Origin of the sequence: Pseudomonas sp. BN102 (genome assembly GCF_029871245.1) — a bacterium.
GTDB lineage: Bacteria > Pseudomonadota > Gammaproteobacteria > Pseudomonadales > Pseudomonadaceae > Metapseudomonas.
In genome coordinates this window covers 17,779-42,525 of sequence record NZ_SSON01000037.1, presented here as the reverse complement: position 1 = coordinate 42,525, position 24,747 = coordinate 17,779, and the positions used below count along the sequence as shown (strand labels likewise).

Here is a 24,747-nt window from a genome sequence, read left to right as displayed (position 1 = left end):
TCGACGGCGATGATCTCGGAGATCTGGTCGACGTCCAGCAGGGCGGCCACGCGCGGCAGGTAGTTCTTGCCGTTGGTGGTGGCCGGCGCCAGCACATGGCTGTAGCCCTTGCCCAGCTCGGCAATCAGCGGAGCGACGTTTTCCGGCAGCTGGTGCGCGTAGGCGGCGTTGTCGGCCACCAGCACCTTGGCTACGCCGGCGATCTTGGCAGCGGCTTCGGCGACGGCGCCTACGCCCTGGCCTGCGACCAGCACGTGGATATCACCACCGATCTTCTGCGCAGCGGTTACGGTGTTGAGGGTGGCGGCTGCCAGTGCGGCGTTAGTGTGTTCAGCAACAACCAGGATAGCCATCAGATTACCTTCGCCTCGTTCTTCAGTTTGTCGACCAGTTCAGCCACGGACTTGACCTTGATACCGGCCTGGCGGGCGGCCGGTGCTTCGACTTTCAGGGTCTTCACGGTGGAGGCAGTGGACACGCCCAGGGCATCCGGGGTGACCACGTCCAGCGGCTTCTTCTTGGCTTTCATGATGTTCGGCAGCGACGCGTAGCGCGGTTCGTTCAGGCGCAGGTCGGTGGTGACGATCGCCGGCAGGTTCAGCGCCACGGTCTGCAGACCACCATCGATCTCACGGGTGACGTTGACCTTGTCGCCAGCCACCTCGACCTTGGAGGCGAAGGTGCCCTGGGCATAGCCGGTCAGGGCGCCGAGCATCTGGCCGGTCTGGTTGTTGTCGCTGTCGATCGCCTGCTTGCCGAGGATGACCAGCTGCGGCTGCTCCTTCTCGACCACGGCTTTCAGCAGCTTGGCCACCGCCAGGGAGTTCAGTTCGTCAGCGCTCTCCACCAGGATCGCACGGTCGGCGCCCAGGGCCAGGGCCGTACGCAGCTGCTCTTGAGCGGTGTTCGGGCCGATGGTGACGACGACGATTTCACTCGCTACGCCTTTTTCTTTCAGACGGACGGCTTCTTCTACGGCGATTTCGCAGAAGGGGTTCATCGACATCTTCACGTTGGCGAGGTCGACGCCGGAGTTGTCCGCCTTGACGCGGACCTTGACGTTGTAGTCGACCACTCGTTTGACAGCTACAAGAACCTTCATGGATTCCTCGTTACTCTCCGGTTAATAAGAATGTCGCCAAGATGAACCTGGCTAGTGATGCAGGTCGGCCGGAACCGACATCAGCCCAGACAGCGAGCGCAAAACCGCCCGTATCTTGACCGGATCGCCTATTCGGGTCAATACAGCAAAATGCCCTGTCATAACCCGCAGAGCCTTATCCTATCAGGGCTTCACAAAATTCAAACAAACGTTTGTATTGGACCAGCCGAAGGTGCTGGATATAATGCGCCAGCTCAGGTCAGGGATCGAGCCTAGCCCTCCAACACAAAATATCGAAGAGCCTTGAGGAGATTGACTGTGGAACGCGAATACATGGAATTCGACGTCGTCATCGTCGGTGCCGGCCCCGCTGGCCTGTCCGCCGCGTGCCGACTGAAGCAGAAGGCCGCGGAAGCTGGTCAAGAGATCAGCGTATGCGTGGTCGAGAAGGGTTCCGAAGTCGGCGCCCACATCCTCTCTGGCGCCGTATTCGAACCGCGAGCCCTGAACGAACTCTTCCCTGACTGGAAAGATCTGGGCGCCCCGCTGAACACCCCGGTGACCGGCGACGACATCTATATGCTCAAGGATGCCGACTCCGCGATCAAGGTTCCAGGCCTCTTTGTGCCCAAGACCATGCACAACGAGGGCAACTATATCATCTCCCTGGGCAATCTTTGCCGCTGGCTGGCCCAGCAGGCCGAAGGCCTGGGCGTGGAAATCTACCCGGGCTTCGCCGCCCAGGAAGCGCTGATCGACGAGAACGGCGTGGTGCGCGGCATCGTCACCGGCGATCTCGGCGTCGACCGTGAAGGCAACCCGAAAGAGGGTTACTACACCCCCGGCATGGAGCTGCGTGCCAAGTACACCCTGTTCGCCGAAGGCTGCCGTGGCCACATCGGCAAGCAGCTGATCAAGAAGTACAACCTCGACTCCGAAGCCGACGCCCAGCACTACGGCATTGGTATCAAGGAAATCTGGGACATCGACCCGGCCAAGCACCAACCCGGCCTGGTGGTCCACACCGCCGGTTGGCCGCTGAACGACGAGAATCCGGGCGGCTCCTTCCTCTATCACCTGGAGAACAACCAGGTGGTCGTCGGCCTGATCATCGACCTGTCCTACAGCAACCCCTTCCTCTCGCCCTTCGACGAGTTCCAGCGCTACAAGCACCACCCGGTGGTCAAGCAGTATCTGGAAGGCGGCAAGCGTGTGGCCTATGGCGCCCGCGCCATCTGCAAAGGCGGTCTGAACTCGCTGCCGAAGATGGTTTTCCCCGGCGGTGCGCTGATCGGTTGCGACCTCGGCACCTTGAACTTCGCCAAGATCAAGGGCAGCCATACCGCGATGAAGTCCGGCATGCTGGCCGCCGACGCAGTGGCCGCAGCCCTGGGCGCCGGCAAGGAAGGCGGTGACGAGCTGACCGGCTATGTCGACTCCTTCAAGTCCAGCTGGCTGTACGACGAGCTGTTCCGCAGCCGCAACTTCGGCGCAGCGATCCACAAGTTCGGCACACTGGTGGGCGGGGCGATCAACTACATCGACCAGAACTGGTTCGGTGGCAAGATCCCGTTCACCCTGCACGACAACAAGCCGGATTACGCCTGCCTGAAGCCCGCAGCCCAGTCCCAGCGCATCGAGTATCCGAAGCCGGACGGCAAGCTCAGCTTCGACAAGCTCAGCTCGGTATTCCTCTCCAACACCAACCATGAAGAGGAACAACCCTGCCACCTGAAGCTGGCCGACGCGAGCATCCCGATCGCCAAGAACCTGCCGATGTACGACGAACCGGCGCAGCGTTACTGCCCGGCCGGCGTATATGAGGTAGTGACCCAGGAAGACGGTACCAAGCGCTTCCAGATCAACGCGCAGAACTGCGTCCATTGCAAAACCTGCGACATCAAGGACCCGGCCCAGAACATCAACTGGGTAGCCCCGGAAGGCACCGGCGGCCCGAACTACCCCAACATGTAAGCAGGCACGAAAAAGGCTCCCTCGGGAGCCTTTTTTCATTGCCGTGTCGGGACTACTCCGGCATCGGACCTATGGGGAAGAACGCCCCGCCGCTGCAGACGCCCAGCCAGGTGGCGCCATCGATTTCCCGCGGCTCGGCCAGCTCTACCAGCTGATAGAAGACGTTGCGGTGGATCAGCGCCTCGAGGTTGGTGCGCACCAGGATATAGGGCGAAGGCTCCTGGGTCCGCGGGTCCAGCTCAACGCGAATGGGGTGCGCCGCACCGGCGACCACCTCATCCTCGACATTGGTGATGAAGCGCAGTTGTTGCGCCTCCCCTGCCCCCTCGACCCGCAGCTCCGCGGCGACGAACGGCGCGTCATCCACCTGGATGCCCACTTTCTCCACCGGAGTCACCAGGAAGTAGTCCTCGCCGTCCTTGCGGATCACGCTGGAGAACAGCTTCACCATGGGTTTGCGCCCGATCGGCGTGCCCAGGTAGAACCAGGTGCCATCGCGGGCGATGCGCATGTCGAGGTCGCCGCAGAACGGCGGATTCCACAGGTGTACCGGGGCGCCACCCGGTTTGTCGCCCTTGGGTATCTGCGCCAGCAGGTCGCCGGCTTTGCCGGGATCGCTCATTTCAATCTCCTTAACGACTCAAGCCAAGCAGGCTGCGAGCGTACTCTTCCAGCGGAGGGCCGATCAGGTCCTCGGGCTTGGCATCGTAAAACGTCAGAAATCCGCCGCGATTGCGGATACGGGCAGTATCCACCAGATAGCGGGTATTGGTCTCGATCAGCATCAACTGGATCGCACCACGGTCGCGGCCGAGTCGATCCAGGGCCTCCTGGTCTTCCCACTCTGCTACCGTCCCGATGCGGTCGTCAGCGCTGGCGAAACGGGCGTAGAGCAGGTAGTGCGCACCGGCGGCGCGGGCCTGGCCCATGGACTCCTCGAGGCCGGCCGGCCCCTTGGCCCGGCGCACCAGGGGGAAGTATTCGACGAAACCATTGAAGGCCTCCTCGGCCACTACATTGGGCCGCGGATAGGCCGAGCCCGGCGGCACGAAATAGCCCTGGGCAATGTAAATGAAGGAATCCGGCTGCAGGCGCCAGGAACTGGCGCGGCGGGTTTCGCTGTGGTCGAGGAATCCGGCATCGCTCAGTTGTTCGCGACTGCCTTCGGCCATGTCGCTGACCTTCATGCAGCCACCCAGGCCGAGAATCGCCAGCAACAGAATCATGCTACGCATCGTTTGTCCTCCAGGCGCCGGCGACGAAAAGCCGGCGGATAGGGGACCAATGCAGCTTCCGCGCCATCAACCGCCAATGATCTTCATCACGGTGACGCCGCCGGAGAACGCGACTTCCTGTTTGTCCGCCAACGCCTTGACCAGCAACCGTTGCAGCGCGGGCAACGCCTCGTGCCGGGGTTTCTCCAGCAGGTCGCCGATATAGTGCCGGTTGCTCGAAGAGAGGCATCCATGCAGCCAGCCGGTTGAGGACAGCCGCAGGCGCGAGCAAGTGCGACAGAAGGGCACGCTCTCGTTGGCGATCACGCCGAAATACCCCTGCCCCGGGACGCTGTAACGCAAGGCCGTGGCATCCAGCGGTGCGTCCGCCTGGACGAACTCATGCGCAGTACCGATCAGCGCCAGCAGCTCTTCCAGCCCCACGAACTGCTGGTGGAAGGCATTGGGATCGCGGGCCAGATGCCCCATGCGCATCAGCTCGATGAAACGCAGCTCGAAGCCCTGCTCCAGGCAATAGTCCAGCAACGGCAGCACCTGATCGAGGTTCTTGCCGCGCAGCGGGACCATGTTCACCTTGATCTTCAGTCCGGCCGCCTTCGCCTCCTCCAGCCCCCGGAGCACGGTGGCCAGGTCGCCGCCGCGGGCGATGCTGCGGAACTCGCCGGCATCCAGGGTATCGAGGGAAATGTTCAGGCGGCGGATGCCACACTCCAGCAACAGCGGCAGCTTGCGAGAAAGCAACTGGCCGTTGCTGGTCAGGCTGATGTCTTCGAGCCCGAGCTTGCTGACCGCGTGGAGGAAAGGATCGAGCTTGGGACTCACCAGCGGCTCGCCGCCGGTGATGCGCAGGCGCTCGATGCCCGCTGCTTCGATCAGGTAGGCGACGCCGCGCACCATGGCTTCGGCCGAGAGCTCATCCTGAGCCGCTACCAGGCGCTTACCGTCTGGCACACAGTAGGTGCAGGCATAGTTGCAGGCGGCGGTCAGGCTGATGCGCAGATTGCGGAATCGCCTGCCTTGGCGGTCGACGATCATGGGACGCTCCGGCATGTGATATGCCAGAGTATATCCCCCCGGCTGGGGCCATCACATGCCCGGAACCGCGATATAGGCGTACTGAATACGTCAGCCTGCCGACGACTCACTCTCGCGCTTGCGCTTGTTGCCCATGCGCACGCCGATGTCCATGAGGAACTGGAAGAAGCCCTCCTGGTCCTCCAGCACGCTGCTCCAGAACGGCGAGTGGTAGAGCGCCACGGCGCCGTGTACCAGGGCCCAGGCGGCGCAGTAGTGGAAGTACGGCGGCACGTCCTCCAGCTTGCCTTCGGCGATGCGGCCCTTGATCAGCTGGGTCAAACGCTCGAAGTTGGAAGCACGGATCTTGTGCAGCTGCTCGACCATCTCCGGCACCTGGCTGTTCTTCACCACCTTCTCTTCCAGGCGATCGAACAGGCGATAGCGCTGCGGGTCGCGCATGCGGAACTCGAAATAGGCCCGCGACAGCGCCTCCTTGTCCCGATCCACATCGGCGGAATGGAACAGCGCATTGAGGTCGCGCTCGTAGTCGAGCATCAGGCGCAGATAGATCTCCGCCTTCGACTTGAAGTGCTTGTAAATGGTGCCTTTGCCGATACCCACTGCGTCGGCGATCATCTCGACGGTAACGCTGTCTTCGCCCTCTTCCAGGAAGAGTTTGAGGGCGGTGTCGAGAATTTCCTGCTCGCGGCGGCGGAACTCACGGACTTTACGGGGTTCTTTCTGCATAAAGGGACTGTGGGGTCGAAAATCAAGCCGCGTATTATGCCTATCTGGCGTAAAAATGCACGGAACATCCAACTATGAGCTTACTGCAAGATGAGTTTGCCCAGGCCGACGGGCTCCGCTATCTCAACCATGCGGCGGTGGCACCCTGGCCGAAACGCGCGACTCGTGCGGTCCAGAGTTTCGCCGAAGAGAACCTGCACCTGGGTGCCAGAGACTATCCGGACTGGTTGATAGTAGAACGTCGCCTGCGCGAACGCCTGGCCAGACTGCTGAACTCACCGACCACAGCAGATATCGCACTGGTCAAGAATACATCGGAAGCCCTGTCATTCGTTGCCTTCGGTCTGGACTGGGCAACAGGTGATCAGGTGATCATCAGCGACCAGGAATTCCCCTCCAACCGGGTCGTTTGGGAAGCGCTGAAGCGCTTCGGCGTCGATGTGCGGCAGGTCTCGCTGGATGTACCCGACCCGGAAGGCGCCCTGCTCGCGAGTTGCGGCCCGCGCACCCGCCTGATGTCCATCAGCGCCGTGCAGTACGCCAGCGGCCTGCGCCTCGACCTGCTGCGCCTCGGCCATGGCTGCCGCCAGAGCGGCGTGCTGTTCTGCGTCGACGCCATCCAGCAACTGGGCGCCCTGCCCTTCGATGCCCAGGCCATCGACTGCGCCTTCGCCATGGCCGACGGCCACAAGTGGATGCTGGGCCCGGAAGGCCTGGGCGTCTTCTATTGCCGCAGCGACCTGCGCGAGCAGTTGAAGCTCCACGAATACGGCTGGCACATGCTGGAACACCCCGGCGACTACGAGCGGGCCGACTGGGAACCCTCGCGCACCGCCCGCCGCTTCGAGTGCGGCAGCCCCAACATGCTCGGCGCCATGGCGCTGGAGGCGAGCCTCTCCTTGCTGGAGGAAGTGGGCATGGAGCAGGTAGCCCAGGGCCTTGGCGAGCGGATGCAATGGCTGCAGGAGGGACTGGCCAGAATCCCCGGCGTACAGCTGCTGAGCTCGCCGAACCCTGCACGGCGCGCAGGCATTCTCAGTTTCCGGCTGGACGGCTGGGAGAACCAGGCGCTGTTCGAGCGACTGCGGGCCGAGCAGGTGGTCTGTGCCCAGCGTGGTGGTGGCATCCGCTTCTCGCCGCACTTTTACACCGAGCCGCGGGTGATCGAGGAAACCCTTTCGCTGCTGCGCCAGATGGCAGACGCATGAGGACTCAGCCCGTGCCGGTGTATTCCAAATAGGTTTAAGAAACGCCGCCGGGCTGTCTGGACGCATGGGGATATTGGCTAAACTTCTTCTTACTGGCGCGCGGCATCTCCCCCCAAGTGCCCAGCCAGTCGAGGAACCGTGGATCGCGTTCCTTTGTTTTACTCCTAATGGTCTTGACCCGGATTCATCCCCCAGAACCCGGGTTTTTTTTGTGCGCGGTTTTTGTTGCCGCCCGGGATGCGAAAGGCCCGGCTCAGCTCCGGCGCGCCAACGGAAACAGCCGCAGGTAGTTTTCCGTGGTCTGCCGGGCGAAACTCTCGAATCCCTCCCTACGCAGTTCGGCGAGGAATTCCGCCACCTCTCGCACGTACTGAGGAAGGTTTGGCTTGCCGCGGTAAGGAATGGGCGCGAGATAAGGCGAATCGGTCTCCACCAGCAGGCGGTCGGCCGGCACCTGCCGGGCCACTTCGCGCAGGGCGTCGGCATTGCGGAAGGTGACGATGCCGGAGAGCGAGATGTAGAAGCCGAGGTCCAGCGCGGCGCGGGCCATCTCCCAGTCCTCGGTGAAACAATGCAGCACGCCTGCCTGGGGCAACGCCGCCTCGCGCAGGAGGGCAAGCGTATCGGCGCGGGCCTCGCGGGTATGGACGATCACCGGCTTGCCAGTGACCCTGGCCGCTTCCAGGTGCAGGCGGAAGGCCTGCTGCTGGAGTTCGGCCGCCTCGGGCTCGTAGTGATAGTCCAGGCCGGTTTCGCCGATTGCCACCACACGCGGGTGCTCGAGCTCGCCCAGCAGCCATTCCAGCGCCAGGGATTCACCCGGCTGCAGGTCCAGCGGGTGGACACCGACGGAGCAGTGCACATCCTCGTAGCGCTCGGCCAGCGCCTTCACCGCGGCGGCATTGTCGGCGCTCACGCCGATGCAGAGGAACTGGCCGACGCCGCGGGCCCGTGCGGCATCCAGCGCGGCGTCGAGGGATCCACCGTGGGCAGCCAGGTCGAGGCGGTCCAGGTGGCAATGGGAGTCGATAAGCATGAAAGCCTCAAGCGGCACGCTTCGAGCCACAAGAGAAAAGCGACAGGGCTCCTGCGGCTTGCAGCTTGCGACTCGGAAACTGTGCCGTTACATCGTATGGGTGGGTCGGTCGGACTTGAGAGCGCCAGCGAGGTAGGTCTCGATCTTGTTGCGCGCGCCACTGTCGCCATCGTTGAACTGGACGCCGATGCCCGCAGCACGGTTGCCCTGGGCGCCCTTGGGAGTGATCCAGACCACCTTGCCGGCGACCGGGATCTTCTCCTGCTCGTCCATCAGGTTGAGCAGCATGAAGACTTCGTCGCCGAGCTTGTAGCTCTTGTTGGTCGGAATGAACAGGCCACCGTTCTTGATGAACGGCATATAGGCGGCATACAGGACCGACTTGTCCTTGATGGTCAAGGACAGTATCCCGTTACGCGGGCCCAGATTCGGTGGCAAGCTCATGCGACTTTCCTGGCTGACTGCTTCAGCCACCGATTCTAGCCCGGCCCGGGCAGGCTTGCCCACTGCACCAGGAGCGCTTCGAGAAGCAAGACACGGTTGAGGTTGGCTTTGTTGAGGACTTTCTGGCGCTGTTGCAGCAACCAGTCCTGCATGGCCAGCACCTTGTGCTGCGGCGCCTTGTCGGCCAGGTACTGCACTACCTTGCGCATGTCGGCCAGTCCCAGGCCGGCCTCGTCACGGGTGAGCTGGTAGCGCAGCATCAGCTGGGCCCAGTCACAGAACCAGTCGAACAGCAGCGTCAGGGGCACGGCATTCCAGCCCTCCGCCAACTGGCTGGCGCCGACCTGCTGCTTGAGCAGCTTCTTCACGCCTTCCACGACTTCGGCACGCTGGGTGCGCACCGCCTGCCCCTCCAGGCGCTTCGCCGAAAGCGGCGAACCACCGGCGAGGACCAGCAGCTCGTGCAATTCCTCGGGCGCGGCATCCGGCAGCGCCGAAGCCAGCCAGGCCAGGCTCTGGGCCTCGCTCGGCAGGGGGCTCGCCTGCTGCACGCAACGACTCTTGATGGTCGGCAGCAGTCGGCTCGGCTGGTGGCTGATCAACAGCAGCACGGTATCGCCGGACGGCTCCTCCAGACTCTTGAGCAGGGCGTTGGAGGCGTTCAGGTTCATCGCCTCGGCCGGCTCCAGCAGGATCACCTTGCGCCCTCCGAGCTGTGCGGTCTGGACCACGAATTCCACCAGCTCGCGCACCTGGTCGACGCGGATGGCCTTGTCAGCCTCCTCGGGCTCCAGCACGAAGGCATCCGGGTGCGTGCCGGCCGCCAGCAGCAGGCAGGCCTTGCACTGCCCACAGGCATCGAGGCCGGCCGGGCTCTGGCAGAGCAGGCGCGCCATCAGGCGCTCGGCGAGGGCGCGCTTGCCGATGCCGGACGGGCCATGCAGCAGATAGGCGTGAGCGTGCCGCGGGCGGCCCGCCAGTTGCTGCCAGAGCGCGTCCTGCCAGGGATAGGCATCAGCCATTGCAGCGCTCCAGCAGTTCAGGCAGCAACCGGTCGAGGCTGTCCTGGACGTCGGCAAGGGGCACCGAGGCGTCTATCACCCTGTAGCGCTCAGGGGTCGACTGGGCGCGCCTGAGGTAGGTCTGGCGCACCGCCTCGAAGAAGCTGCGCTGCTCCTGCTCGAATCGATCGAGGCGGCCACGAGCGGCTGCTCGGCTCAGGCCGATTTCCACCGGGAGGTCGAAGACCAGGGTCAGATCGGGACGCAGGTCGCCCTGGACGAACCGCTCCAGCAAGGCAATGCGCTCCTCGGGCAGACCGCGGCCACCGCCCTGGTAGGCATAGGTGGCATCGGTGAAGCGGTCGCAGAGAACCACAGCGCCACGGGCCAGGGCTGGCTTGATAACGGCTTCCAGGTGCTGCGCACGGGCAGCGAACATCAGCAGCAGCTCGGTATCCACGGCCATGGGTTCGTCGCTGGGGGCCAGCAGGAGTTCCCGAATGCGCTCGGCAAGCGGCGTGCCGCCGGGTTCGCGGGTCAGCAGCACTTCGACGCCCTGGTCACGCAGGCGCTGGGCGAGGTAGTCGCGATTGGTGCTCTTTCCGGCGCCTTCGGGGCCTTCCAAGGTGATGAACAGACCGCTCACTGGGTGTCCTTATTCATTGCGGGATTGGGCTGGAGCGGTAATCGCTGCGGCGCTTCAATTGGAAGTCGCGCACGGCCTGATTGTGCTCACCCAGGGTCTCGGAGAATACATGGCTGCCGTCGCCGCGTGCGACGAAGTAGAGGCTCTTGCCATCGGAGGGATGCAATGCCGCGTGAATCGCCTCGCGCCCGGCCAGGGCGATCGGAGTCGGCGGCAGGCCGCTGATCACGTAGGTGTTGTAGGGCGTCGGCTCGCGCAGGTGATCACGGGTCAGGTTGCCGTTGTAGCGCTCGCCCAGGCCGTAGATCACGGTCGGGTCCGTCTGCAGCAACATGCCGGTCTGCAGGCGGCGCACGAAGACGCCGGCGATCTGCCCGCGCTCGTACGGCACGCCGGTTTCCTTCTCGACCAGCGACGCCATGATCAGCGCCTGGTAGGGGTCGGCATAGGGCAGCCGTTCGGCGCGCTTGGACCACTCCTCGTCCAGCACCTGGTCGAGACGCTCCCGCGCCAGCTTCAGCAGATCGATGTCGCGCATGCCACGCACAAATCGGTAGGTATCGGGGAAGAAACGGCCTTCCGGATTCTCGCCGGGCCGACCAAGGCGGGCCATCAGCTCCGCATCGCCGACATTGGCCAGAGTCTGCTCCAGCTTGCCCTGCTTGGTCAGGGCGGCACGGACCTGGCGGAAACTCCAGCCCTCCACCAGGGTCACGCTGTACTGCACCACCTCACCCCGTTGCCACAGGCCCAGCAAAGCGGCGGCGCTCATGCCAGGGCTCAGGCGGTACTCGCCGCTGTACAGCGATGCGTTGGACAGGTTGAAGCGCCAGTACTGACGCAGCCAGAAGGCGTTGCGCAGCACCCCTTCCTCTTCCAGGCGATTCAGCAGGCCGCCTGGGGTGGCGCCGGACGGGACGTCGAGCATCCGCTCTGCGGAAATGTTCAAGGGTTGCTCGAGGGTGACGCGTTGCTGCCAGCCGGCAAAGGCTACCAACAGGCCGGCAAAGAGCAGGCCTGCCTCCAGCATCAGCAGGAATTTGCGTATCACGAATCAGATGTCCAGTAGATCGCGAGCGATAGCCTGAAGTTTACGGGTCAGCGGCCCGACCGGCCAGTGATGGCCTGTTACTGAACGCACCGGCCAGATGCCGAAGACGCTGTTGCAGAGAAAAACCTCGTCGGCCTGGACGAACTCCTCGAAAGGGATATCCCGCACTTCGACCGCAATGCGCTGCGCCCTGGCGCAGTCCAGCAGGGCCGCGCGCATTACCCCCGCCACACCGCAGCGGGAAAGCTCGGCGGTGACCAGGACGCCGCCCCGGACCATGAAGAGGTTGCTGAACACGCCCTCGATCACCCGTCCCGACTGGTCGCGCATCAGGCCTTCGGCGAAATCGCCGCCTTGCCATTCGGCGCGGGCGAGGACCTGTTCCAGGCGATTCAGGTGCTTGAGACCGCCCAACAGCGGCTGCTCGGCCAGACGGGTCGCGCAAGGGAAGAGTTGCACGCCCTGCTCCCAGTTGCCTTCGGGATAGGCGGGAAAAGCGCTGCTCTGCAGGATGCGCCGCGGCAAGGCGACGGGCGGCGGTGCATAGCCGCGCAGGCCCTCGCCGCGGGTGACCATGAGCTTGGCCACGCCCTCGCCCAGGCCCGCTGAGAACGCCAGCAGCTCGGTACGCATCAGTGGCAGGTCGAGAGGGATACCCAGGCGTCGGCAGCCTTCGGTCAGCCGCGCCAAGTGGTATTCGAGCAGCGGGGGCCGACCGGCACGCACGGCGATGGTTTCGAAAAGCCCATCGCCGTAGGCCAGGCCGCGGTCCTTGATGGACAGCGACTCGGCCGGATGGCCGTCGACCCAGCTATGCATCAGCCAGCGAACCGGCGGAACACCAGGGAACCATTGGTGCCGCCAAAGCCGAAGGAGTTGGACAGCACGATGTCCATGGGCATGGAACGCGCTTCGTGGGGCACGAAGTCGAGGTCGCAGCCTTCATCGGGCTCGTCCAGGTTGATGGTCGGCGGCGCCACCTGGTCGCGCAGGGCCAGCACGCTGAAGATCGCTTCCACCGCGCCGGCGGCACCCAAAAGGTGGCCGGTCATGGATTTGGTGGAGCTGACCGCGAGCTTGTAGGCGTGCTCGCCGAATACCGATTTCAGCGCCATGGCCTCGGCGATGTCGCCTGCTGGCGTCGAGGTGCCATGGGCGTTCACGTACTGCACCTGGTCGCCGTTCAGGCCTGCATCGCGCAGGGCATTGCGCATGCAGCGGGCCGCGCCGGCGCCGTCATCCGGCGGCGAGGTCATGTGGTAGGCGTCGCCACTCATGCCGAAGCCGATCAGCTCGGCATAGATGGTCGCACCACGGGCCTTGGCGTGCTCCAGCTCTTCCAGCACCAGGGCGCCGGCGCCATCGGACAGCACGAAGCCATCGCGCCCCTTGTCCCACGGGCGGCTGGCGCGGGTCGGATCGTCATTGCGAGTGGACAGTGCACGGGCGGCACCGAAGCCACCCAGGCCGAGGCCGCAAGCGGCCATCTCGGAACCGCCGGCGACCATCACGTCGGCCTCGCCGTAGGCGATATTGCGCGCAGCCATGCCGATGCAGTGGGTGCCGGTGGTGCAGGCCGTGGCGATGGCGTAGTTCGGCCCCTGGATGCCCAGGTGGATCGACAGGAAGCCGGACACCATGTTGATGATCGAGCCGGGCACGAAGAACGGAGAGATCCGACGCGGCCCCTGATCGATCAGCGATTTGCAGTTGTTCTCGATGTTGGTCAAACCGCCGATGCCGGAACCCATGGCGACGCCGATGCGCTCGCGATTGGCATCGGTGACTTCGAGGCCGGAATCACGCACGGCCTGGAAGCTCGCCGCAAGGCCGTACTGGATGAAAAGGTCGAGCTTGCGCGCCTCCTTGGCCGACAGGTACTCCTCGACATTGAACCCCTTGACCGAACCGCCGAAGCGGGTGGTGTAGGCGGAAAGGTCCATATGTTCGATCAGGCCAATGCCACTGCGGCCAGCCAGAATTCCCTGCCAGCTGCTCGGTACATCGGTACCCAGCGGCGACAACATGCCAAGGCCAGTGACCACGACGCGTCTACGCGACACAGCGCTCTCCTTCTTCAATCTCTACACGGCGGTTGATTCGGATTAACAGACTGTTGAAAAGCCCGGCAGGCGACATGCCCCGCGGATTTTCAACAACCTGCTTAAAGAAAAACCGCACGCCCGGTTGGGTCGTGCGGCTTCTCCGCGTCGGGGAACCGACGATTACATTACTGCGCGTGGGCGTTGATGTAATCGATGGCTTCCTGAACGGTGGTGATCTTCTCGGCTTGCTCGTCCGGGATTTCGGTCTCGAATTCCTCTTCCAGAGCCATCACCAGCTCAACGGTGTCAAGGGAGTCGGCGCCCAGATCTTCAACGAAGGAAGCGCTGTTGGTGACTTCCTCTTCTTTGACGCCCAGTTGTTCGGCGACGATTTTCTTGACGCGTTCTTCGATGGTGCTCATACCTTGTTTTCACTCCTATGGAAAAATCCGTGCAGCTGGGGCTGCAGTGTATAGAAAGGGTTTTCCGCATTTCAAGCAGAACGCCTGAACCCCTTCGGATCGCCGCAACGAAATGTCTATAACCCGACTGCACTTATATAGCGAATTCTAGACAGCCCATATGACAGCTTTCTGAAGGGATTCGTCACATTCAGCTCATGTACATACCGCCGTTGACCGGGATGGTAGCGCCAGTGACGTAGGCAGCGCCATCGGAGGCGAGGAAACCCACCACCCTGGCAATCTCTTCGGCCTGGCCCAGGCGACCCAGCGGGATCTGGGTCAGCAGCGCATCGCGCTGGGCATCCGGCAGTTCACGGGTCATGTCGGTGTCGATGAAGCCCGGCGCCACCGCGTTCACGGTAATGGCACGGGAACCGACTTCACGCGCCAATGCGCGGCTGAAGCCTTCCAGACCGGCCTTGGCGGCGGCGTAGTTGGTCTGGCCAGCGTTGCCCATGGCGCCCACCACCGAACCGATGTTGATGATGCGTCCCCAGCGAGCCTTGGTCATACCGCGCAGCACGGCCTTGGACAGGCGGTACAGGCTATTGAGGTTGGTGTTGATGACGTCGAACCACTCGTCGTCCTTCATGCGCAGCATGAGGTTGTCGCGGGTGATGCCGGCGTTGTTCACCAGGATCAGCGGCTGACCCAGGTGCTGCTGGATGTGTTCGAGGGTGCTGGCGACCGACTCGTCATTGCTGACGTCCAGGACCAGGCCGGCGCCTTCGATGCCGTTGCTCTTGAGGTACTCGGCGATTTTCTCGGCACCGGAGGGGGAAGTCGCGGTACCGATGACCACGGCGCCCTGACGGCCCAGTTCGAGAGCGATCGCCTGGCCAATGCCACGGCTCGCACCGGTGACCAATGCCACCTTACCTTGCAGACTCATAGGTCTTCTCCTTGTTCAGGCCAGCGCAGCACGGGCGGCTGCGAAAGCATCAGGGGTATCCAGGTTGTGGGTGTTGACACCCTTCACGCAGCGCTTGTTCAGGCCGGACAGCACCTTGCCCGGGCCGCACTCCACCAGGTCGGTGACACCGCTCTCGGACAGGCAGACCATCGACTCCACCCAGCGAACCGGGCTGTAGAGCTGGGCCAGCAGGTCGCGCTTGAGTACGTCGAGGTCCGCCGCAACGGCAGCGCTGACGTTCTGCACCAGCGGAATCTGCGGCGCCTGCCAGGCGAGGGCTTCGATGGATTCGGCGAATCGCTCGGCGGCGGGCCTCATCAGTGCGCAGTGGGACGGCACGCTGACCGGCAGCGGCATCGCACGCTTGGCGCCGCGCGCCTTGCACACCTCGATGGCGCGCTCGACGGCAGCCGCGGCACCAGCGATCACCACTTGGCCGGGTGCGTTGAAGTTCACCGCGCTGACCACTTCACCCTGCGCGGCTTCGGCGCAGGCGGCCAGCACGTCGGCATCTTCCAGACCGAGAATGGCGGCCATGCCGCCCTGCCCTGCCGGAACGGCCTGCTGCATCAGCTGGCCACGGCGCTCCACCAGCTTCACCGCATCGGCGAAGGCCAAGCTGCCGGCAGCCACCAGGGCGGAGTATTCACCCAGGCTGTGGCCGGCGACGTAGGCCGGACGGGCGCCACCTTCAGCCAGCCACAGGCGCCACAGGGCGATGGAGGCGGCGAGGATGGCCGGCTGGGTCTTGTCGGTCTGGTTGAGCTGCTCTTCCGGACCCTGCTGGGTCAATGCCCAGAGGTCATAGCCGAGCGCCTCGGAGGCTTCAGCAAAGGTATCCAGGACCAGCTTCTGCTGGCCCCCCTGCTCGGCCAGCATGCCCAGAGACTGGGAGCCCTGACCGGGAAAGACGAAAGCGAGGGATGCGGACATTGAGAGTGGTCCCTTATCTGGCGGTATAGGGAGATTGACGCCTGGCATAGCCAAGCGCAAAGAACTGACAGTTGGATGACAGGCTACCGATAGCGGTCACATCCTACAGCAACAGATGTTCCAGGCGACCGTGCAGACGCTGCGGGAGGTTCTCCCGAACCTCGATCAGCGCACGGCGGATGGCGCTCTGGAAGCCCTCCGAACCGGCTGAGCCATGGCTCTTGATGACGATACCCTGCAAGCCGAGAAAACTCGCCCCGTTATGACGCGCGGGCGCCAGATCGGTGCGCAGCCTGCGCAGCAGCGGTAACGCCAGCGAACCCACCAGGCGCGAACCCAGGTTCTCGGTGAAAAGCGCCTCGATGCGCGCGGAAATCATGGAGGCCAGGCCTTCACTGGACTTGAGCAGGATGTTGCCGACGAAACCGTCGCACACCACCACGTCCGCTTCACCGCGATAGAGCCCGTCCCCCTCGATGTAGCCGATGTAATTGAGCCCCTGGGCCTGCTGCAACAGGCTCGCCGCCAGCTTGACCTGCTGGTTGCCCTTGATGTCTTCGGTGCCGACATTCAGCAATGCCACCCGCGGCCGCTCCACCCCCAGGATCTCGGCGGCCACCGCCCCCATCACAGCGAATTGATAGAGATGCTCCGCACTGCAATCGACATTGGCGCCAAGATCCAGCAAATGGCAGTGACCACGGGCCGTAGGAATGGCGCTGACCATGGCCGGACGGTCGATGCCGGGCAGCGTCTTCAGCACATAGCGAGACAGCGCCATCAGCGCACCGGTATTGCCGGCACTGACGCAAGCCTGGGCACGCCCATTGCGCACCAGTTCGAGGGCGACGCGCATCGAGGCATCAGGCTTGCCGCGCAGGGCTTGCGCCGGGCGCTCATCCATGCCGATCACCTCGCTGGCGTGTTCGATCTGCAGGCGCTGGCGATCGGCCGCGGGAACGCGGGCGATGAGTTCTTCGAGAAGGGGAGCTTGGCCGACAAGGACCAGGTGGAGCGAGGGGAATTCGGCCAGACAGGCGACACTGGCCGGGACAATGCAGCGGGGACCAAAGTCCCCGCCCATTGCATCAATCGCGACGATCGAGGCGGACAAGGATTACTCGTCAGCGCCCTTGTCGATCACTTTGCGACCGCGGTAGAAACCGTCCGGGGAAACGTGGTGGCGCAGGTGAACTTCACCGGTGCTCTTCTCTACGGACAGTGCGTTGGCATCGAGGGCGTCGTGGGAACGACGCATGTCGCGTGCCGAGCGGGATTTTTTGTTCTGCTGAACAGCCATAATCAATTAACTCCTAAACGTTTGGGTCACGCTTTAACTGCGCCAATACACTGAACGGGTTGGACCGCGAAACCTCGTCCTCGCTCGGTTCGGGCGCATCAAGGCCCGCCGGCTGCTGGCATTCTTCAGGGTCATGGGCCGGAACTATGGGCAGGGCAAGCAACAGCTCATCCTCGACCAGAGTCATCAGATCCAGAGGATCCTCTCCCACTTCCAGCACGTCATAGCCCTTCGGCAGCGACTGACTGTCAGCCCCTTCCCTCACCACGGCGTAATCGCATTCGCTGTGGATGTTCAGGGCGACCAGCTCTAGACAACGCTGGCAAACCATCTTGACCTCGACGTCGATCCGGCTGTGGATGACGACCGCGCGACGTTCGTCACGACTGAACGCCAGGCTCGCATGGATGCTGCCCGCATTGTCCGCTAGGGGGTCGCAGAGTCGCTCCAGGCTGGCAAGCGCAATATCACCTTCGAGGGTGATCTCGCGGTCCGCCAGCTTGCGCGGATCTACATGAGGTGGAATCGGCCCATTCAACATAGGCGCAGCATTCTAGGGACGAGCCCCTCCCCTGTCAAAAGAATTTCCGCATTGTCCCTGCGCGAACCGGCTCTATAGAATTCCTCGCCCACATTCCGGAGATCGCCATGCCGCCCCTGGTGCTCGCATCCAGCTCCCCCTACCGCCGCGAATTGCTCGAACGCCTGCGCCTGCCCTTCACCTGGAGTGCTCCGGCCATCGACGAAACCCGCCATCCGCAGGAGTCCGCCGAACGACTGGTGCGCCGCCTTGCCCTGGAAAAGGCCCAGGCACTGGCCACCCTGCACCCGAATCACCTGATCATCGGCTCCGACCAGGTCGCCGTACTCGGCGAGCAGATACTCGGCAAACCCCACGGATTCGAACGCGCCCGCAGTCAATTGCTGGCCGCCAGCGGAACCAGCGTCAGCTTCCTTACCGGCCTGGCCTTGCTGAACAGCGTCACGGGGAACTACCAGGTGGACTGCGTGCCCTTCACGGTGCACTTCCGCGAACTGGACGAAGCGCGCATCAGCCGCTACCTGGAAGCGGAACGACCCTACGACTGTGCCGGCAGCTTCAAGGCCGAAGGCCTGGGTGTCAGCCTGTTTCGCGCCACCGAAGGCAGCGACGCCACCAGCCTGGTCGGCCTGCCGCTGATCCGCCTGGTGGACATGCTGCTCGCCGAAGGCGTGCAGATCCCCTGACCCCATCCATATAAATGAAGAAAGCCCGGCACTGGCCGGGCTTTCTTCATTGGCAACGCGCGCAACTTAGCGCAGCGAAGGCCCCTGCAAGCCCATCCACAAGGCCAGCCGCTCGGCGACGCTGGCGCCGAACTTCTTGGAGAAGCGATCGAAAGGCGACTCCTGGACGGTGTAGTCGACGATTTCCTTCGCCCCCACCACTTCCCGCGCCACGAAGCTGGCATTGCCCAACTTGTCCACCAGGCCCAGCGCCAGCGCCTGCTCCCCCGACCAGACCAGGCCACTGAAGAGTTCGGGATGCCCCTCGACCTTCAGCCGATCGCCGCGACCCTTCCTCACACTTTCGATGAACTGCTGGTGGGTGGTATTCAGCACACCCTGCCAGAACTCGGTCTCTTCCGCCTTCTGTGGCTGGAAGGGATCAAGGAATGCCTTGTGCTCGCCAGAGGTGTAGACACGGCGCTCGACACCCAGCTTGCCCATCGCATCGACGAAGCCGAAGGTGGTCGCAGTCACGCCGATCGAACCCACCAGGCTGGCCTTGTCGGCGTAGATCTCATCCGCCGCGCTGGCAATGTAATAGGCACCGGACGCGCCCAGATCGGAGATCACGGCGTAGACCTTGATGTCCTTGTGCGCCTCGCGCAGCCGACGAATCTCGTCATAGATGTAGCCGGACTGCACAGGGCTGCCGCCCGGGCTGTTGATGCGCAGGACAACGCCCTTGGTCTTCGGATCCTCGAAGGCTGCGCGCAGACCGGTGACGATATTATCCGCACTGGCCGCCTCCTCATCGGCGATCAGGCCGCGGACCTCCACCAGTGCCGTGTGATCCTTGCTGCGCGCCGCACCTTTCTGCAGATCGAGGGATGGCGCGAACAGCGCCAGCGCGACGAACAGATAAAGGAAAGTCAGGGACTTGAAGAAAATCCCCCAGCGCCGAGCCCGACGCTGCTCCTGGACGCCAGCCAGCACCGCTTTCTCCAGCAGCTTCCAGCTCTTCTCGTCAGCCTTGTCGGCAGAAGCCGCTGCTTTCCATTCATCAGACATAGAGTTCCACCTCCAGGGATTGCCGACTGCGATCACCACTCAACCAGTGACGCAGCTCCTCGAAACGCTCGATCGCCAATTTCGGCGACTCCTTGAGTAACTCGGCAAGCGGCTGGGCACCATAACCCACCGCCACGGAATCCATCCCCGCCCGATGCGCCATGCGCAGATCGAAGGGTGAATCCCCCACCATCAGTGCCTGCTCGGCCGCCACGCCGCAGTGCGCGAGGATTTCCCGCAGCATCAGCGGATCGGGCTTGCTCGCCGTCTCATCCGCGCATCGGGTGACATCGAAATATTCCAGCCAACCGCGCCCGGCCAATACATGATCGAGCCCACGGCGGCTCTTGCCGGTCGCGACCGCCAGGCGGTAACCCTGAGCACGGAAGTCTTCCAGGGCCTCAGCCACCCCCTCGAACAGGGGCGAAGGCTGGCTTTCCAAGGCGTTGTAATGATCACCATAACTGCGCCGGAATTCATCGATACGTCGCACGTCGTCGAGATCCGGGTAAAGGGTAGCAATGGCCTCCGGCAAACCTAGGCCGATGATGCCCTTGATGGCGACATCGTCGCGCCAGGGCAACCCACAGACGTCGGCCGCGACACGCATGGACTCGACTATGCGGGCAATGGAATCCACCAGCGTGCCATCCCAATCGAAGATCAGCAGTCGATAGTCACGCACCGAGACGCTCCAGGGTCTTCTGCCACATCTCGTCCACCGGCGCTTCCAGCTTCAACTCGCCGCCATCAGGCAGGCTGATGGCCAGGGAATGGGCATGCAGGAACAGGCGCTTACCACCAAGATCACGGATCTCGTGGGTGAAGTCCTCGTCTCCGTACTTGGGGTCGCCAGCGATGGAATGGCCAGCGTGCTTGGCATGCACACGGATCTGGTGGGTACGGCCCGTGATAGGACTGGCCTCCACCAGGGTGGCGAACTCGCCGAAGCGCCGCACGACCCGGAACTCGGTCAGGGCGTCCTTGCCTCCGGGGTTCACCTCCACCATGCGCTCACCAGAGCGCAGGTTATTCTTCAGCAATGGCGCACTGACCTTCTTTTTCGAGGTCGGCCAGCTGCCGCGCACCAGTGCCAGGTAGCGTTTGTCCACGCCATCGCCACGCAGGGCCTCGTGCAGGTGCCGCAGCATGCTGCGCTTCTTGGCGATCATCAGCAGGCCCGAGGTATCGCGGTCGAGGCGATGCACCAGCTCCAGGTCCTTGGCATCCGGGCGCAACTGGCGAAACGCCTCGATCACCCCGAAACTGAGACCGCTGCCGCCATGCACGGCGATGCCGGCAGGCTTGTTCAGCACGATCAGGGCCTTGTCTTCGTAGACGATGGCGGCTTCCAGGCGCTCCAGCAGCCCCTGGGCCACAGGCGCTGGCTCATCGCGCTCGGCCAGGCGCAGCGGCGGAACCCGCACGATGTCGCCGGCCTGGAGCTTGTACTCCGGCTTGATGCGCCCCTTGTTCACCCGGACTTCGCCCTTGCGCAGGATGCGATAGATCAGCGTCTTGGGCGCACCTTTCAGCTGGGTACGTAGGAAATTATCGATGCGTTGGCCGGCATATTCCGGCGCAACCTCAAGCAGCTGGACGCCGGAGGTTGGAGAGGCAGGAGTAGTCATTTGCGCATCATAACAATTTTTTATGGATTTGAAGCACTTAATGATTACTGCTATAGTCGCGAACGCCGCCAAAAGCGGCCTGGTTTCGGGATGTTCGCCAAAACTGCCATCCCAACCGCTGCAACCCTTTCAGGACGTGAGGCCGTCCGACAGAAATTTCGCCGCATTGACCGCGCAATTTCCGAAATCAAAGCCTTGAGCCATGACGCGTGATCGCCCCTTCCAACGGGAGATCACGGTAAATGCAACCCGCTACGGATTCAGCGAGCGGCACCCGATTTTCAAGGGATAAGTGTAGGGTGGAGATGCACAATAGTCGGACTGCGTAGCACCAGGCTTTATTCAAGACGCTTCATTTCGTCCGCTACCGACCGTTGATTCCTCCTCCTGAACAAGTGCTTCTGTCACGACACAGCAAGCAGGAGACGTAGTCGCGATTCCGGCCCCACTGGCTGGAGTTCGCTGGACACTGGGACGGTCCGCCGGCCCTGACACGCACCTGACACCGACCGCGAGAGTCGTGTGCGCCAATCGCCGTTACCGGTAGCCCGGAAACCCATTGGTATCACATGAAAAGAATGCTGATTAACGCAACTCAGCCCGAAGAGTTGCGTGTTGCTCTGGTCGACGGCCAACGCCTGTACGACCTGGACATCGAGTCGGGTGCACGCGAGCAGAAGAAAGCCAACATCTACAAGGGCCGGATCACTCGTATCGAGCCCAGCCTCGAAGCCGCCTTCGTCGACTTCGGCGCCGAGCGCCACGGCTTCCTGCCGCTGAAAGAAATTTCCCGCGAGTACTTCAAGAAGTCTCCCGAAGGCCGCATCAACATCAAGGAAGTGCTCAGCGAAGGCCAGGAAGTCATCGTCCAGGTCGAGAAAGAAGAGCGCGGCAACAAGGGCGCAGCCCTGACCACCTTCATCAGCCTCGCCGGCCGCTACCTGGTGCTGATGCCGAACAACCCCCGCGCCGGTGGTATCTCCCGTCGCATCGAAGGCGAAGAGCGCAACGAACTGCGCGAAGCGCTGAACGGCCTCAACGCTCCGGCCGACATGGGCCTGATCGTCCGCACCGCCGGCCTCGGCCGCTCCAGCGAGGAGCTGCAATGGGACCTGGACTACCTGCTGCAACTCTGGAGCGCCATCAAGGAAGCTTCCGGTGAACGCGGCGCCCCTTTCCTGATCTATCAGGAAAGCAACGTCATCATCCGCGCCATCCGTGACTACCTGCGCCAGGACATCGGCGAAGTGCTGGTCGACAGCGTCGAAGCCCACGAGGAAGCCCTCAGCTTCATCCGCCAGGTGATGCCGCAGTACCAGAGCAAGATCAAGCTCTACCAGGACAGCGTTCCGCTGTTCAATCGCTTCCAGATCGAAAGCCAGATCGAAACCGCCTTCCAGCGCGAAGTGAAGCTGCCGTCCGGCGGTTCCATCGTCATCGACCCGACCGAAGCCCTGGTGTCCATCGACATCAACTCGGCCCGTGCGACCAAAGGCGGCGACATCGAGGAAACCGCCCTGCAGACCAACCTGGAAGCGGCCGAGGAAATCGCCCGCCAGCTGCGCCTGCGTGACATCGGCGGCCTGATCGTCATCGACTTCATCGACATGACCCCGGCCAAGAACCAGCGCGCCGTGGAAGAGAAAGTCCGCGAAGCCCTGGAAGCCGACCGCGCCCGCGTGCAGATCGGTCGTATCTCCCGCTTCGGCCTGCTGGAAATGTCCCGCCAGCGCCTGCGTCCGTCCCTGGGCGAGACCAGCGGCATCGTCTGCCCTCGCTGCGACGGCCAAGGCATCATCCGTGACGTTGAGTCGCTATCCCTGGCCATCCTGCGCCTGATCGAGGAAGAAGCCCTCAAGGACCGCACCGCCGAAGTCCGCGCCCAGGTGCCGATCCCGGTTGCCGCCTTCCTGCTCAACGAGAAGCGCAACAGCATCACCAAGATTGAGCTGCGTAGCCGTTCGCGCATCGTCATCCTGCCGAACGACCACCTCGAGACCCCGCACTTCGAAGTCCAGCGCCTGCGCGACGACAGCCCTGAAGTGCTGACCGGCCAGTCCAGCTACGAGATGACCCCGGCCGAGGTCGAAGAAGCCCAGCCGGCCAGCTCCACCCGCACTCTGGTTCGCCAGGAAGCCGCGGTGAAGACCGTTTCCCCCGAGCGCCCCGCTCCGGCGCCGATTGCTGCCGCCCCGCTGGCCCCGCCGGCGCCAACCCCGGAACCCAGTCTGTTCAAGGGCCTGGTGAAATCCCTGGTAGGCCTGTTCGCCGGCAAGGAAGAGCCCAAGGTCGAAGCCGAGACGCCCGCCACCGAGCGCCAGCCGCGCGGTGAAGAGCGTCGCGCCGGCCGCCAGCAGAACCGTCGCCGTGATGGTCGCGAAGGCCGCGAGGGTCGTGAAGGCCGTCGTGATGACGATCGCAAGCCGCGTGAAGAGCGCCAGCCGCGCGAAGCCCGCGAAGGCCAGGAAGCCCGCCGCGAGCGTCCGGCCCGCGAAGAGCGCCAGCCACGCGAGGAGCGTCAACCGCGTGAAGAGCGCCAGGCCCGCGAGCCGCGCGAAGAGCGCCAGCCCCGTGAAGAGCGTCAGCCTCGCGAGGAACGCCAGGTCCGCGAGGATCGCCCGCAGCGCGAAGAGCGCCAGCCGCGCGAACCCCGTGAAGGCCAGGAAGGTCGTCGCGAGCGTGGCGAGCGCGCTGAGCGTCCGGCCCGCGAAGAGCGCCAGCCGCGTGAAGAGCGTCAGCCCCGCGAGGAACGCCAGCCGCGCGCCGAACAGGCCCAGGCCGAAGCGGTCGACGAAGAACTGCTGAACAACGAAGAGCTGCTGGACGACGATCAGGAAGGCGCCGATGGCGAACGCCCGCGTCGCCGCTCCCGTGGCCAGCGCCGCCGCAGCAATCGCCGTGAGCGTCAGCGTGAAGCCGGCGGCGAAGAACTGGCGGAAGGCCAGGAAGGCGTCGAGCAGGCCTCCCCTGTCGATGTCGCCCAGGTCGCCGCAATAGCCGCTACCGCCGTGGTCGCAGCCGAAACGGTCGGTGAAGCTACTGAAGCCACCAGCCAGGAACCCGTCCAGGTCGAAGCCCAGGTGGTTGAAGCCGAGGCTGTCTTCGCCCCGGTCGAGGAAGCTGCCCCGGTCGCCGAGCCGGTCGTTGAAGCTGTTGAAGCTGTTGAAGCACCGGCCGTGGTCGAGGCGCCTCAGTTCATCGAAGCCGCTCCGGCTGCGGTCCTGACCGAAGAGCCCGCCCCCGCTCCGGTGGTGGATGTTCCGGAAGTCGCTGCTCCGCAGGTCGAGGCCCCGGCCGCCGCCCTGTCCAGCACCGGTCGCGCCGCCAACGACCCCCGTGAAGTTCGCCGCCGTCAGCGCGAAGCCGAGCGCCTGGCCAAGGAAGCCGAAGCTGCTGCCGCCAATGCGGTTGAAGCCGTAGTCGCCGCCGAGCCGGTTTCCGCTGCCGTGCACGCCATCTCTGGCGTGGCCGAGGAAGTCGCTGCCGAGCAGCCGGCCGTAGAGGCCGTCGAGCAGGCAGTGGAGCAACCTGTCGAAGCCCCGGCCGAACAGCAGGAGCAAGTGGCGGTAGCGACCGAGGAAGAGGTTCCGGCGAAAGCCGAACCCAAGGCCGAAGAAGAGGAAAAGGAAAAGGACGAAGCCAAGGACGAGACCAAGCCGGTCGTCTGAAGCCAAGCCTGAATGAAGAAAGGGATGCCATTGGCATCCCTTTTTTTATTGCGCA

The 24,747-nt window shown here is 63.7% G+C and carries 26 protein-coding genes and 1 pseudogene; 5 read left to right on the top strand and 22 right to left on the bottom strand.

The genetic code is table 11. The annotated features are described in order from the left end of the window. Positions 1 to 353 (bottom strand): annotated as a pseudogene (locus E8F12_RS06395) (electron transfer flavoprotein subunit alpha/FixB family protein); the annotation flags it as partial. Further along, positions 353 to 1,102 (bottom strand): electron transfer flavoprotein subunit beta/FixA family protein, encoded by a 750-nt coding sequence (locus E8F12_RS06390; protein WP_215378610.1) that lies wholly within the window; start codon positions 1,100 to 1,102, stop codon positions 353 to 355. The pseudogene E8F12_RS06395 and the gene E8F12_RS06390, both read right to left, overlap by 1 nt. A 318-nt stretch (positions 1,103 to 1,420) precedes the next feature. Here E8F12_RS06390 and E8F12_RS06385 point away from each other — a divergent pair, with 318 nt between their 5' ends. Beyond that, positions 1,421 to 3,076 carry an electron transfer flavoprotein-ubiquinone oxidoreductase gene (locus E8F12_RS06385; RefSeq protein ID WP_280324437.1) on the top strand — a complete coding sequence of 552 codons (1,656 nt, stop codon included), beginning with the start codon at positions 1,421 to 1,423 and terminating at the stop codon, positions 3,074 to 3,076. 52 nt (positions 3,077 to 3,128) lie between these two features. Here E8F12_RS06385 and E8F12_RS06380 read toward each other — a convergent pair whose 3' ends face one another. From E8F12_RS06380 to E8F12_RS06365, 4 genes are all read right to left on the bottom strand, one after another. Continuing rightward, positions 3,129 to 3,698, bottom strand: coding sequence for a DUF1285 domain-containing protein (locus E8F12_RS06380; protein ID WP_280324436.1), 570 nt, complete (start codon positions 3,696 to 3,698; stop codon positions 3,129 to 3,131). A 10-nt stretch (positions 3,699 to 3,708) separates the two neighbouring features. Further along, positions 3,709 to 4,311: a DUF4823 domain-containing protein gene (locus tag E8F12_RS06375; protein WP_280324434.1), complete on the bottom strand. Its 603-nt coding sequence runs from the start codon at positions 4,309 to 4,311 to the stop codon at positions 3,709 to 3,711. Between the two features lie 66 nt (positions 4,312 to 4,377). After that, complete coding sequence (locus E8F12_RS06370) at positions 4,378 to 5,346, bottom strand: radical SAM protein (protein WP_280324433.1); 969 nt, start codon at positions 5,344 to 5,346, stop codon at positions 4,378 to 4,380. A 90-nt stretch (positions 5,347 to 5,436) separates the two neighbouring features. Beyond that, positions 5,437 to 6,075, bottom strand: coding sequence for a TetR/AcrR family transcriptional regulator (locus E8F12_RS06365; RefSeq protein ID WP_280324432.1), 639 nt, complete (start codon positions 6,073 to 6,075; stop codon positions 5,437 to 5,439). A gap of 74 nt (positions 6,076 to 6,149) precedes the next feature. Between E8F12_RS06365 and E8F12_RS06360 the strand changes: the two genes are divergently transcribed. Continuing rightward, the gene (locus E8F12_RS06360; RefSeq protein ID WP_280324431.1) at positions 6,150 to 7,283 is read left to right on the top strand and encodes an aminotransferase class V-fold PLP-dependent enzyme; all 1,134 of its coding nucleotides are present in this window, start codon (positions 6,150 to 6,152) and stop codon (positions 7,281 to 7,283) included. Between the two features lie 253 nt (positions 7,284 to 7,536). Here the strand turns inward: E8F12_RS06360 and E8F12_RS06355 are convergent, their stop codons facing one another. The 13 genes from E8F12_RS06355 to E8F12_RS06295 all read right to left on the bottom strand — a co-directional run bounded on the left by E8F12_RS06355 (position 7,537) and on the right by E8F12_RS06295 (position 17,657). Then, positions 7,537 to 8,319: a TatD family hydrolase gene (locus E8F12_RS06355; protein ID WP_280324430.1), complete on the bottom strand. Its 783-nt coding sequence runs from the start codon at positions 8,317 to 8,319 to the stop codon at positions 7,537 to 7,539. A gap of 87 nt (positions 8,320 to 8,406) precedes the next feature. Further along, the gene (locus E8F12_RS06350) at positions 8,407 to 8,763 is read right to left on the bottom strand and encodes a PilZ domain-containing protein (RefSeq protein ID WP_280287367.1); all 357 of its coding nucleotides are present in this window, start codon (positions 8,761 to 8,763) and stop codon (positions 8,407 to 8,409) included. Between the two features lie 35 nt (positions 8,764 to 8,798). Continuing rightward, positions 8,799 to 9,785, bottom strand: a complete 987-nt coding sequence (locus E8F12_RS06345; protein WP_280324429.1) for a DNA polymerase III subunit delta' — start codon at positions 9,783 to 9,785, stop codon at positions 8,799 to 8,801. Continuing rightward, complete coding sequence (tmk, locus tag E8F12_RS06340; protein ID WP_280324428.1) at positions 9,778 to 10,410, bottom strand: dTMP kinase; 633 nt, start codon at positions 10,408 to 10,410, stop codon at positions 9,778 to 9,780. The genes E8F12_RS06345 and tmk overlap by 8 nt, the downstream gene beginning before the upstream one ends. Before the next feature lie 13 nt (positions 10,411 to 10,423). Continuing rightward, a complete protein-coding gene (gene mltG, locus E8F12_RS06335; RefSeq protein ID WP_280324427.1) occupies positions 10,424 to 11,461 on the bottom strand; it encodes an endolytic transglycosylase MltG in 1,038 nt (345 codons plus the stop codon). 3 nt (positions 11,462 to 11,464) lie between these two features. Next, complete coding sequence (gene pabC / locus E8F12_RS06330) at positions 11,465 to 12,280, bottom strand: aminodeoxychorismate lyase (protein WP_280324426.1); 816 nt, start codon at positions 12,278 to 12,280, stop codon at positions 11,465 to 11,467. Next, a complete protein-coding gene (fabF, locus tag E8F12_RS06325; RefSeq protein ID WP_280324425.1) occupies positions 12,280 to 13,524 on the bottom strand; it encodes a beta-ketoacyl-ACP synthase II in 1,245 nt (414 codons plus the stop codon). Before fabF ends, pabC begins: the two co-directional genes overlap by 1 nt. Before the next feature lie 167 nt (positions 13,525 to 13,691). Then, positions 13,692 to 13,928 carry an acyl carrier protein gene (gene acpP / locus E8F12_RS06320; RefSeq protein WP_003283670.1) on the bottom strand — a complete coding sequence of 79 codons (237 nt, stop codon included), beginning with the start codon at positions 13,926 to 13,928 and terminating at the stop codon, positions 13,692 to 13,694. Between the two features lie 190 nt (positions 13,929 to 14,118). Continuing rightward, the gene (gene fabG / locus E8F12_RS06315) at positions 14,119 to 14,862 is read right to left on the bottom strand and encodes a 3-oxoacyl-ACP reductase FabG (RefSeq protein ID WP_280287373.1); all 744 of its coding nucleotides are present in this window, start codon (positions 14,860 to 14,862) and stop codon (positions 14,119 to 14,121) included. Positions 14,863 to 14,877: 15 nt separating this feature from the next. Continuing rightward, positions 14,878 to 15,816: an ACP S-malonyltransferase gene (gene fabD, locus E8F12_RS06310; RefSeq protein ID WP_280324424.1), complete on the bottom strand. Its 939-nt coding sequence runs from the start codon at positions 15,814 to 15,816 to the stop codon at positions 14,878 to 14,880. A gap of 103 nt (positions 15,817 to 15,919) precedes the next feature. Then, positions 15,920 to 16,930 (bottom strand): phosphate acyltransferase PlsX, encoded by a 1,011-nt coding sequence (gene plsX, locus E8F12_RS06305; RefSeq protein ID WP_280324423.1) that lies wholly within the window; start codon positions 16,928 to 16,930, stop codon positions 15,920 to 15,922. A 3-nt stretch (positions 16,931 to 16,933) separates the two neighbouring features. After that, complete coding sequence (gene rpmF / locus E8F12_RS06300; RefSeq protein ID WP_131183483.1) at positions 16,934 to 17,116, bottom strand: 50S ribosomal protein L32; 183 nt, start codon at positions 17,114 to 17,116, stop codon at positions 16,934 to 16,936. Between the two features lie 13 nt (positions 17,117 to 17,129). Further along, on the bottom strand, positions 17,130 to 17,657 hold the full coding sequence (locus E8F12_RS06295) for a YceD family protein (protein WP_280324422.1): 528 nt from the start codon (positions 17,655 to 17,657) through the stop codon (positions 17,130 to 17,132). A gap of 107 nt (positions 17,658 to 17,764) precedes the next feature. Here E8F12_RS06295 and E8F12_RS06290 point away from each other — a divergent pair, with 107 nt between their 5' ends. Beyond that, positions 17,765 to 18,343, top strand: coding sequence for a nucleoside triphosphate pyrophosphatase (locus tag E8F12_RS06290; protein ID WP_280324421.1), 579 nt, complete (start codon positions 17,765 to 17,767; stop codon positions 18,341 to 18,343). Positions 18,344 to 18,409: 66 nt separating this feature from the next. Here E8F12_RS06290 and sppA read toward each other — a convergent pair whose 3' ends face one another. From sppA to rluC, 3 genes are read right to left on the bottom strand one after another with little or no spacing between them, the layout of a single operon-like run. Beyond that, entirely contained in the window at positions 18,410 to 19,393 is a 984-nt protein-coding gene (gene sppA / locus E8F12_RS06285; RefSeq protein WP_280324420.1) for a signal peptide peptidase SppA, read from the bottom strand. Continuing rightward, a complete protein-coding gene (locus E8F12_RS06280; protein WP_280324419.1) occupies positions 19,386 to 20,078 on the bottom strand; it encodes an HAD-IA family hydrolase in 693 nt (230 codons plus the stop codon). Before E8F12_RS06280 ends, sppA begins: the two co-directional genes overlap by 8 nt. Continuing rightward, a complete protein-coding gene (gene rluC, locus E8F12_RS06275; protein ID WP_280324418.1) occupies positions 20,071 to 21,024 on the bottom strand; it encodes a 23S rRNA pseudouridine(955/2504/2580) synthase RluC in 954 nt (317 codons plus the stop codon). Before rluC ends, E8F12_RS06280 begins: the two co-directional genes overlap by 8 nt. Here rluC and E8F12_RS06270 point away from each other — a divergent pair, their 5' ends adjacent. Continuing rightward, positions 21,025 to 21,237 carry a hypothetical protein gene (locus tag E8F12_RS06270; RefSeq protein ID WP_280287381.1) on the top strand — a complete coding sequence of 71 codons (213 nt, stop codon included), beginning with the start codon at positions 21,025 to 21,027 and terminating at the stop codon, positions 21,235 to 21,237. It begins immediately after the preceding gene. 356 nt (positions 21,238 to 21,593) lie between these two features. Continuing rightward, positions 21,594 to 24,692: a ribonuclease E gene (gene rne / locus E8F12_RS06265; protein ID WP_280324417.1), complete on the top strand. Its 3,099-nt coding sequence runs from the start codon at positions 21,594 to 21,596 to the stop codon at positions 24,690 to 24,692. Positions 24,693 to 24,747 lie beyond the last annotated feature (55 nt).

What these genes read in the sequence shown, in the direction of transcription:
- E8F12_RS06390 (WP_215378610.1), bottom strand. Translation starts at nt 1,102, where the DNA reads ATGAAGGTTCTTGTAGCTGTCAAACGAGTGGTCGACTACAACGTCAAG.
- E8F12_RS06380 (WP_280324436.1), bottom strand. Translation starts at nt 3,698, where the DNA reads ATGAGCGATCCCGGCAAAGCCGGCGACCTGCTGGCGCAGATACCCAAG.
- E8F12_RS06375 (WP_280324434.1), bottom strand. Translation starts at nt 4,311, where the DNA reads ATGCGTAGCATGATTCTGTTGCTGGCGATTCTCGGCCTGGGTGGCTGC.
- E8F12_RS06370 (WP_280324433.1), bottom strand. Translation starts at nt 5,346, where the DNA reads ATGATCGTCGACCGCCAAGGCAGGCGATTCCGCAATCTGCGCATCAGC.
- E8F12_RS06365 (WP_280324432.1), bottom strand. Translation starts at nt 6,075, where the DNA reads ATGCAGAAAGAACCCCGTAAAGTCCGTGAGTTCCGCCGCCGCGAGCAG.
- E8F12_RS06360 (WP_280324431.1), top strand. Translation starts at nt 6,150, where the DNA reads ATGAGCTTACTGCAAGATGAGTTTGCCCAGGCCGACGGGCTCCGCTAT.
- E8F12_RS06355 (WP_280324430.1), bottom strand. Translation starts at nt 8,319, where the DNA reads ATGCTTATCGACTCCCATTGCCACCTGGACCGCCTCGACCTGGCTGCC.
- E8F12_RS06350 (WP_280287367.1), bottom strand. Translation starts at nt 8,763, where the DNA reads ATGAGCTTGCCACCGAATCTGGGCCCGCGTAACGGGATACTGTCCTTG.
- E8F12_RS06345 (WP_280324429.1), bottom strand. Translation starts at nt 9,785, where the DNA reads ATGGCTGATGCCTATCCCTGGCAGGACGCGCTCTGGCAGCAACTGGCG.
- pabC (WP_280324426.1), bottom strand. Translation starts at nt 12,280, where the DNA reads ATGCATAGCTGGGTCGACGGCCATCCGGCCGAGTCGCTGTCCATCAAG.
- acpP (WP_003283670.1), bottom strand. Translation starts at nt 13,928, where the DNA reads ATGAGCACCATCGAAGAACGCGTCAAGAAAATCGTCGCCGAACAACTG.
- fabG (WP_280287373.1), bottom strand. Translation starts at nt 14,862, where the DNA reads ATGAGTCTGCAAGGTAAGGTGGCATTGGTCACCGGTGCGAGCCGTGGC.
- fabD (WP_280324424.1), bottom strand. Translation starts at nt 15,816, where the DNA reads ATGTCCGCATCCCTCGCTTTCGTCTTTCCCGGTCAGGGCTCCCAGTCT.
- rpmF (WP_131183483.1), bottom strand. Translation starts at nt 17,116, where the DNA reads ATGGCTGTTCAGCAGAACAAAAAATCCCGCTCGGCACGCGACATGCGT.
- E8F12_RS06295 (WP_280324422.1), bottom strand. Translation starts at nt 17,657, where the DNA reads ATGTTGAATGGGCCGATTCCACCTCATGTAGATCCGCGCAAGCTGGCG.
- E8F12_RS06290 (WP_280324421.1), top strand. Translation starts at nt 17,765, where the DNA reads ATGCCGCCCCTGGTGCTCGCATCCAGCTCCCCCTACCGCCGCGAATTG.
- sppA (WP_280324420.1), bottom strand. Translation starts at nt 19,393, where the DNA reads ATGTCTGATGAATGGAAAGCAGCGGCTTCTGCCGACAAGGCTGACGAG.
- rluC (WP_280324418.1), bottom strand. Translation starts at nt 21,024, where the DNA reads ATGACTACTCCTGCCTCTCCAACCTCCGGCGTCCAGCTGCTTGAGGTT.
- rne (WP_280324417.1), top strand. Translation starts at nt 21,594, where the DNA reads ATGAAAAGAATGCTGATTAACGCAACTCAGCCCGAAGAGTTGCGTGTT.